Below are 7,635 nucleotides of genomic sequence, written 5' to 3'. Positions count from 1 at the left end.
CGTCCGGGGACGGCCCGCTGCTGCCGATGGTGATGCGGCTCGCGGAGGACCCGCATCCGCTGAGCGGGGGCGGGACCGGGAGCGGAGCCGTCGGGGCCGCCGGGGGCGGCGGCGCGGAGGGCTGGGCGGCGTTGGCCCATGCGCTGCGCGAGGAGCTGGCGGCGGTGGGCGTGCCGGTGCTGCTGGGCGTACGGCTGCCGGAGGGCCGGGTGCCGCTGCTGGCCGGGTTGCGGAGCGCGGCGGACCGCGGCGCGGTCGCGATGCGCGTCGCGGCGGCACTGCGGGCGGGGGTGGAGCGTGCCTGGCCCGACCGTCCCGCCGGGGCGCATCCGCCCGTGGTGATCGCCGGGCTCGCGGCCGGATGGGACGCGGTCGGCGGCGAGTTGCGGCACGCGGCGGAGGCGGCGCACGCGGCGCACGGGCTGGCGGACCGGGACTGGTACGACGTCCGCAGCCTGGATGTCGACCTGTTGCTGTGGCGACTGCGGGAGCACGGGGACCTGGCCGCGTTCGTCGACCGGGTGATCGGCCCGCTGCTCGCCCATGACCGCGACGCGCGTCCGCCGCTGGTGCCGACGCTGGAGGTGTATCTGCGGCACGCGGGCCGCAAGGCGGAGACGGCCCGCGCGCTGCACCTCAACCGCCAGACGCTGTACGACCGGCTGGCCCGGATCGCCCGGCTGCTCGGCACCGACCTGGAGGACCCCCAGACGGTGCTCGCCCTGGGGGTGGCTCTCCAGGCCCGCCGCCATGTGCGGTGAGGGCTCCTAGAACGGGGTCAGGGTGAGGGTGATGCCGGTCGGGGCGGTGTCCTGGATGTACGACGCGAAGTCGGCCACGTCGTCGAAGGCGAAGCCGTACGCCTTGCCGTCGGCCGTCGCCGCGTGCATCGCCTTGGCGTAGTGGTGGGTGATCTGCTCCCCGTAGAACGCGGCCGGGTCGGTGGTCGGCTGGGCGGCGGTGTCGTGCAGCGTGGTGCGGTTGAAGCCCGCGCCGAGAATGGCCGCGACCGGCCCCGTCGTACCGTCGTTGGGCGCGGCCAGGGCGCCGTCGCAGAACAGCACGTCCTTGGTGGACGGCTTGTCGAAGGCGACCGTGGCGGGGCCGGTGAAGGAGAGCCTGCCGCCGCTGACGCGACCGGTGAAGGTGCCCGCGTTGGTGGTGACCTTGAGGTCCTTCGAGCCGTACGTGTCCCAGACCCGGTCGATGTAGGACGCGAAGTAGTCCTGCGGGAACAGCCCCGCGCCCAGGCCGTGGCCGGGCGCGACGACCCGCAGGTCGTCCCCGATGACCAGCGGCTTGAACGCCTCGACCGCGCGGAGGTCGGAGAAGACCTTGGCGCGGGCGCCGTCCTCGAGGGTGCCGGTCGTCTGGTCCTTGGCGCCGGTGAGGCGGATGGCGAGCGGGACGCTGAACATGTCGACCATGGTGGTGTTGCAGAACATGCCGGAGGCGTTGAAGGTGAACTCCGCGCAGTCGTGCATGACCTGGTAGTTCGGGTCGCCGGACACCCAGCCCGCCGGGTACTGGAGCGCGGCCTTGCCCGCCCCGTCCGCCACCACCTTGAACTTGAGCTTGGCGCCCAGCGCGACATAGATCCGGCCGGACATCCGGGGCAGCGTCAGCTTGGTGTCGCCGTTTCCGGCGAGCGGGATGGCGTAGTCGGCGAAGCCGTCGGCGCCGTTGTCGGAGAGCGCGACGGGGGCGAGCTTTCCGTCGGGGGTGACGCGGACCTGCTGGTTGTCGGCGTTGCCGACGATGTAGAGCCATATCGACGCATTGCCGAACTGGCCGGTCTTGTTGGCGACCGTGAGGGGAAGCGTTTCGGCACTCGTCAGGGCCTGACTCGTCGAGGCCTGCGCCCTGCCGCCGAGCGCGAGCCCGGTGCCCGCGGCAGCGGCGGAGGCGGCGATCCCGCTCAGCAGCATTCTGCGTGTGATCATGACAATGCACTCCTCGGCGTAGTGGGGGTTGCCGGGACATGACAGGAAAAGCGACACGAGGGAAGGCGCGCGCCGTCAGAGAGCGCTCTCTCGGTCCACCGCGCAGCACCCTGCCGATCGGCGACCGGGGGCGTCAACCCCCTGCACTCATAAAGGTCTGCACCAATTCGTCGTAGACGCTGAGGACATGGGCCACCGTGTCGTCCTCCGTCGGCCACTCCACGGTCCGCGCCCGCCCCGCCGCGGTCAGCTCCGCGCACCGCCCGGGGTCGTCCAGCAGCCGGATCACGGCGTCGGCCAGGGCGTCCGGGTCGTCGTACGGGACGAGTTCGGCGGCGTCCCCCACCAGTTCGGGCACCCCGCCCACCGCAGTGGCGACCAGCGGCACCCCCGCGTGCAGCGCCTCCTGGGCCAGCAGCGAACGCGCCTCCCAGCGGCTGGACAGCACGCAGACATCGGCGACGGCCAGCAGCTCCGGTACGTCGTCCCGGCGGCCGAGCAGCCGCACCGGGAGGCCCTCGGCGTCGATCCGGCGCTGCAACACCGCACGGTCCGGCCCCTCCCCCGCGATCGCCAGCAGCGGCGGCGGGTCCAGGGCGCGCCAGCGGCGCGCCGCGTCCAGCAGCGGGCCGTGGCCCGTGGCGGCGTCCAGACGGCCGACCGCGAGCAGCAGGGCCCGCTCCACCGCACCCAGTTCCGCGCGCGCCTTCTGGTGGGCACCGTCGCCCGTCTCGGGCGCGGGGCGCGGCGCGGGCACCGCGACCGACGCGAGCCGGGCGTCGCGCGCCCCGCGGTCACGGGCCCGGTCCACCAGGTCCGAGGACACGCCCAGCACGACCGACGCGGCACGGGCCACCCGCCGCTCCATCAGCCGTACGACGCGGCCCCGCGGCCCCTCGGCCTCCCGCTTGGTGTGCCAGGTGACGACGAGCGGAACGCCCCGGCCGCGCAGCGCGAGCGCGGCCAGCAGACCGGGCCACAGCCCGTGCGCGTGCACCAGCCCCGCGCCGACGGATGCCGTACGGATCGACGCGATGCTCCCCGCGTCCGTGCGGCCGTCGAGCGGCGCGAACCGGGCGCCCGCCTCCGTGAATCCGTATCCCTGCTCGGCGCTCCAGGGCCCGCACACGGTCACCCGCAGCCCGCGCGCCACCAGCCCGGCCGACAGCGACCGCACATGCACCCCGCTGCCCGAACTGCCCTCGCCCAGCACCTGAACGGCGTGCAGCGACGGCTGCCCGTGCGGCGGGACCGGGGTGTTGCTCACGGTACTGCTCACTCGGGCGGAGCTCCTGGGGCGATGTCGGAGGTGCGGGTGCTGCGCTGCGCTTGCTCCGCCAAGAATGCCAGCCTTCGCGGTGCGCTCGCCGCAACGTTCCCATGCCACGCCTGCCCACCGCTCGCCCGTACGTCCGCAGCACCACCCATATGGGTGAACTCCGTGGCATTCCCCACCCTGCCCCGCCCCGAATCCGGCAGCTCCACGCCCGGCAACAGCCGGACCCGGCCTGGGCCCTGAGGGCGAAGCCCGGCGGGGCCGGGCGGCGCCCGGTTCGGGAAGGGGCGGGGTGGGGAAAGGGCCTCCGGTCAGCGGCCCGTGCGGGCCGCCTCCAGCAGCTCCTCCGCATGGGCCCGGGCCAGCTCCGAGTCCTCCTGGCCCGCCAGCATCCGGGACAGCTCCCGGACCCGGTCCTCGCCCTCCATGGCCTTCACGCCGCTGCGCGTCACCGCCCCGTCGTTCGTCTTCTCCACCACCAGGTGCCGGTCCGCGAAGGCGGCGACCTGCGGCAGGTGGGTGACGACCACCACCTGGGCGGAGCGGGCGAGCCGGGCCAGCCGGCGGCCGACCTCGACCGCGGCCTTGCCGCCGACGCCCGCGTCCACCTCGTCGAAGAGATACGTCGGTACGGGGTCGGAGCCCGCGAAGACGACCTCGACCGCGAGCATCACCCGGGACAGCTCACCGCCCGAGGCGCCCTTGGCGATGGGGCGGGGCGGGGCGCCGGGGTGGGGGGCGAGCAGCAGCTCGACCTCGTCGGCGCCGTGCGGACCGTACGCCACCGCGCGCCCGCCGACCTCGACGCCGGACGCCTCGTCCGCGGCCTCGGTCTGCCGGATCGCGAACGTCACCCGGGCGTGCGGCATCGCGAGGGAGGCCAGCTCCTCGGTGACGGCCTCGGCGAAGCGCGCCGCGGCCTCCGTACGGGCGTCGGTGAGCGCCTGGGCCAGCCCGCCCAGGTCGGCGCGGAGCGCGTCGCGTTCGGCGGTCAGCTCGCCGATGCGGTCGTCGTCGCCGTCCAGTTCGGCGAGCCGGGCGGCGCCCTGTTCGGCCCAGGTCAGCACATCGCTGATGTTCTCGCCGTACTTGCGGGTCAGCTGGGCCAGCGCGGCGCGGCGCTCCTCGACGGCGGCGAGCCGCAGCGGGTCGGCGTCCAGATCGTCGGCGTACCCGGCCAGTTCACCGGCCACGTCGGACAGCAGGATGCCCACCTCGCCGATGCGGTCGGCGAGCCCGGCGAGAGCGGGGTCGTGGGAGCGGACCGCCTCCAGAGCGCGGTGCGCACCGCCGACGAGGGTGGCGGCGTCCACGGCCTCCAAGTCCTCCGGGTTGCCCGCGAGGGCGGCGTGCGCGAGAGCGGCGGCGGACGCGAGAGCCTCGGCGTGGCCCAGCCGCTCGGCCTCGGCGGCGAGTTCGTCGTCCTCGCCCGCCCGCGGCTCGGCGGCGGCGACCTCCTCCAGACCGAAGCGCAGCAGGTCGGCCTCCTGCTCCCGCTCGCGCGCCCGGGTGGTCAGCTCGTCCAGTTCGGCGGCGACGGCGCGCAGCCGCCGGTAGGCGCCCGCGTACTTCTCCAGCGACCCGACGACGGCGGCGCCCGCGTACCGGTCGAGTGCCTGCGCTGCCGGGCGGGCCGCATCAGGCCCTGCTGGTCGGTCTGGCCGTGGACGGCCACCAGGTCGTCGGCCAGCTCGCCGAGCAGCCCCACCGGCACGGACCGGCCGCCCACATGAGCGCGGGACCGCCCTTCGGCCGAGAGGGTACGACTGATCAGCAGCGCCCCGTCGTCGAGTTCGGCACCCGCCTCCTCGGCCCGTACGGCGACGGCCGAGCGGGCGTCGACCGTGATCCGGCCCTCGACGACCGCCGCCTTGGCGCCGATCCGCACCAGGGCGGCGTCGGCGCGGCCGCCGAGCAGCAGTCCGAGACTGGTGACGACCATGGTCTTGCCCGCGCCGGTCTCGCCGGTTACCGCGGTGAAGCCGGGTGACAGCTCGACCACGGCATCGTCGATGACACCCAGGGCACGTATCCGCATCTCCTCCAGCACGTGCAAGACCATACGAGGTTTACCGGCCACCTCGCGACGGCCACCCCTGGGGACGGCCCCACGCCTACCCAGGGTGAACGCGGGATTGCCCGGTCACCTCCCCCTCGCCAACACCGGGGGCCTACCGGACGTACCCCCTCGAAAGGGTGTCCCCATGCCGCCGCTGCCGGACGGCTGCGGCACGGTCGTCCGCATCGGAGGCGGGCCGGTATTCACCGGCCCGCTCACGCACGGCGCGGCGCTAGTGCGGCGCCCCGCGCCAGCCCGCCACCGGCAGCGCGAACTTCGCCACCAGCCGGTCGGTGAACGACGCGTGGTGCAGCCGGGCCAGCCGGACCGGCACCGCTCCCCTGCGCACCTCCACCCGCGCCCCGGCGGGCAGCTCCACGGTGCGCCGCCCGTCGCACCACAGCACCCCGTGCGGGGTCTGCGGCTGCACCTCGACCGCGAGCACCGACTCCGGCGTCGTCACCAGCGGCTTCGCGAACAGGGCGTGCGCGCTGATCGGGACCATCAGCAGCGCCTCGACCTCGGGCCACACCACCGGGCCACCGGCCGAGAAGGCGTACGCCGTCGAGCCGGTCGGGGTCGCGCACACCACGCCGTCGCCGCCGAAGCGGGAGACCGGGCGGCCGTCGACCTCGGTGACGACCTCCAGCAGCCGCTCGCGCGCCGCCTTCTCGACCGACGCCTCGTTCAGCGCCCAGTCGGTGTGCACGATGTGCCCGTCGTTGCGGACGAGCACATCGATGGTCATGCGCTCCTCGACCTCGTACTGGCGGCTCACGACCCGGTCCACGACCTTGTCCAGGTCGTCCCGCTCGGCCTCGGCCAGGAAGCCGACCCGGCCCAGGTTGACGCCGAGCATGGGCACACCGGAGATGCGCGAGAACTCGGCGCCGCGCAGCAGCGTCCCGTCCCCGCCGAGCACCACCAGCAGTTCACAGCCGTCGAGCACGTCACGGCCCGCGTCGACCAGTTCGACCTCGGGCGGCAGCGGCAGGTCCGCGGCCTCGGCGGCGAGCACCCGCACGCCGATGCCGCTGCGCACCAGCCCCTGGACGACGAGTTCGGCGCTGCGGATGGCCGCCGGGCGGCCGGTGTGCGCAAGGAGGAAGACGGTACGGTCGGCTGTCGCCTCGGTCGTCGGCTTGTCCCCCGTCTCCGCCGCCGACTCCGCCTTCGCCGCTGGTTCTGAAGTGGTCAACTGGGCCCCTCCGCCACTGCACGGTCAACATCGTCCGGGTCCAGTGCCGGCGCCCCGGCGCGCATCCACAAAAAGTACTCGACGTTCCCCGACGGTCCCGGCAGCGGGCTGGCGGTCACGCCGAGCACGCCAAGACCCAGGTCCGCCGCCTGATGAGCTACCGTCCGCACCGCCTCGGCACGCAGCTCGGCGCTGCGGACGACACCACCGCTGCCGAGCCGCTCCTTGCCGACCTCGAACTGTGGCTTGACCATCAGCACCAGATCGGCGTCGGGCGCGGTGCAGCGCACCAGGGCGGGCAACACCAGCCCGAGCGGAATGAAAGAGAGATCCCCGACCACAAGGTCCACGGGCTCGCCTCCCATCTGCTCCGGCGTCAGCTCGCGTACGTTCGTACGGTCGAGGACGGTCACGCGTTCATCACTTTGCAAAGACCATGCAAGTTGCCCATAGCCGACGTCCGCGGCGACGACATGGGTGGCGCCCGCGCGCAGCAGGACGTCGGTGAAACCGCCGGTGGAGGCGCCCGCGTCCAGCGCCCGGCGGCCGGCGACAGTCAGCCCGGAACCGGAGACCGGGGTGGGGTCCGTGGTCCGCCCCGCCCCCTCGCGGTACTCCTCGCTGAAGGCGTACAGCGCGCCCGCGAGCTTGTGGCCGCCGCGCGAGACATAGTCCGGATCGCTGTCGTCCTTGGTCACGACGACCGCGGCGCTGGTCTCGACCTGCGTCGCCGCCTTGGTCGCGGTGGCCCCGCCGACGGTCACACGGCCCGCCGCGATCAGCTGGCTCGCGTGCTCGCGCGAACGGGCCAGCTTGCGGCGCACCAGCTCCGCGTCGAGTCGTACGCGTCGTGGGCGGGTCACTGCCACGGGTGGTTCAGCTCCTGGGGTCGGCCGTATGGGGTGTTACGGGGAGGGGGCGGGCGGGGCCGGAGGACCGGGCCGCCGGTCGAGTGCCGTCAGCGTGTCGCGCAGGCCCTGGTGCACATCCTCGTACACCTCCAGGTGGCTGCTCACCGGGAGGTCGTCCGCGTCGGCCAGCCGGTCGAGCCGGGCGTCGACGTCGGGGACGCCGGTGGGCGTACGGCCGACGCCGAGCGGAGCCGGATCGGCGGGCCCGGGCGGCGCCTCCCCGGGCGTCTCCCCAGGCGCCCCCTCGG

6 protein-coding genes and 1 pseudogene are annotated in these 7,635 nt (G+C 74.4%); 1 reads left to right on the top strand and 6 read right to left on the bottom strand.

The features are described from left to right. Positions 1 to 761: helix-turn-helix domain-containing protein (locus tag SSOG_RS35070; protein ID WP_078510473.1), on the top strand; the 761-nt coding region annotated here is incomplete at its 5' end. A gap of 6 nt (positions 762 to 767) precedes the next feature. On the opposite strand, the gene SSOG_RS35065 is transcribed toward SSOG_RS35070, so the two are convergent. From SSOG_RS35065 to SSOG_RS35040, 6 genes and pseudogenes are all read right to left on the bottom strand, one after another. After that, positions 768 to 1,943, bottom strand: coding sequence for a glycoside hydrolase family 64 protein (locus SSOG_RS35065; protein ID WP_039939391.1), 1,176 nt, complete (start codon positions 1,941 to 1,943; stop codon positions 768 to 770). Between the two features lie 133 nt (positions 1,944 to 2,076). After that, entirely contained in the window at positions 2,077 to 3,210 is a 1,134-nt protein-coding gene (locus tag SSOG_RS35060; protein ID WP_009719010.1) for a glycosyltransferase family 4 protein, read from the bottom strand. Positions 3,211 to 3,530: 320 nt separating this feature from the next. Further along, a pseudogene (gene recN / locus SSOG_RS35055) lies at positions 3,531 to 5,281 on the bottom strand (DNA repair protein RecN). A 229-nt stretch (positions 5,282 to 5,510) separates the two neighbouring features. Then, positions 5,511 to 6,476: an NAD kinase gene (locus SSOG_RS35050; protein WP_009719008.1), complete on the bottom strand. Its 966-nt coding sequence runs from the start codon at positions 6,474 to 6,476 to the stop codon at positions 5,511 to 5,513. Next, complete coding sequence (locus tag SSOG_RS35045) at positions 6,473 to 7,339, bottom strand: TlyA family RNA methyltransferase (protein ID WP_009719007.1); 867 nt, start codon at positions 7,337 to 7,339, stop codon at positions 6,473 to 6,475. The genes SSOG_RS35050 and SSOG_RS35045 overlap by 4 nt, the downstream gene beginning before the upstream one ends. Positions 7,340 to 7,381: 42 nt before the next feature. After that, positions 7,382 to 7,635 (bottom strand): hypothetical protein (locus SSOG_RS35040; protein ID WP_063631611.1); only part of this gene is annotated, 254 nt, incomplete at its 5' end.

Source organism: Streptomyces himastatinicus ATCC 53653, assembly GCF_000158915.1.
Lineage (GTDB): Bacteria > Actinomycetota > Actinomycetes > Streptomycetales > Streptomycetaceae > Streptomyces > Streptomyces himastatinicus.
This window is presented reverse-complemented; position numbering and strand designations above follow the sequence as displayed.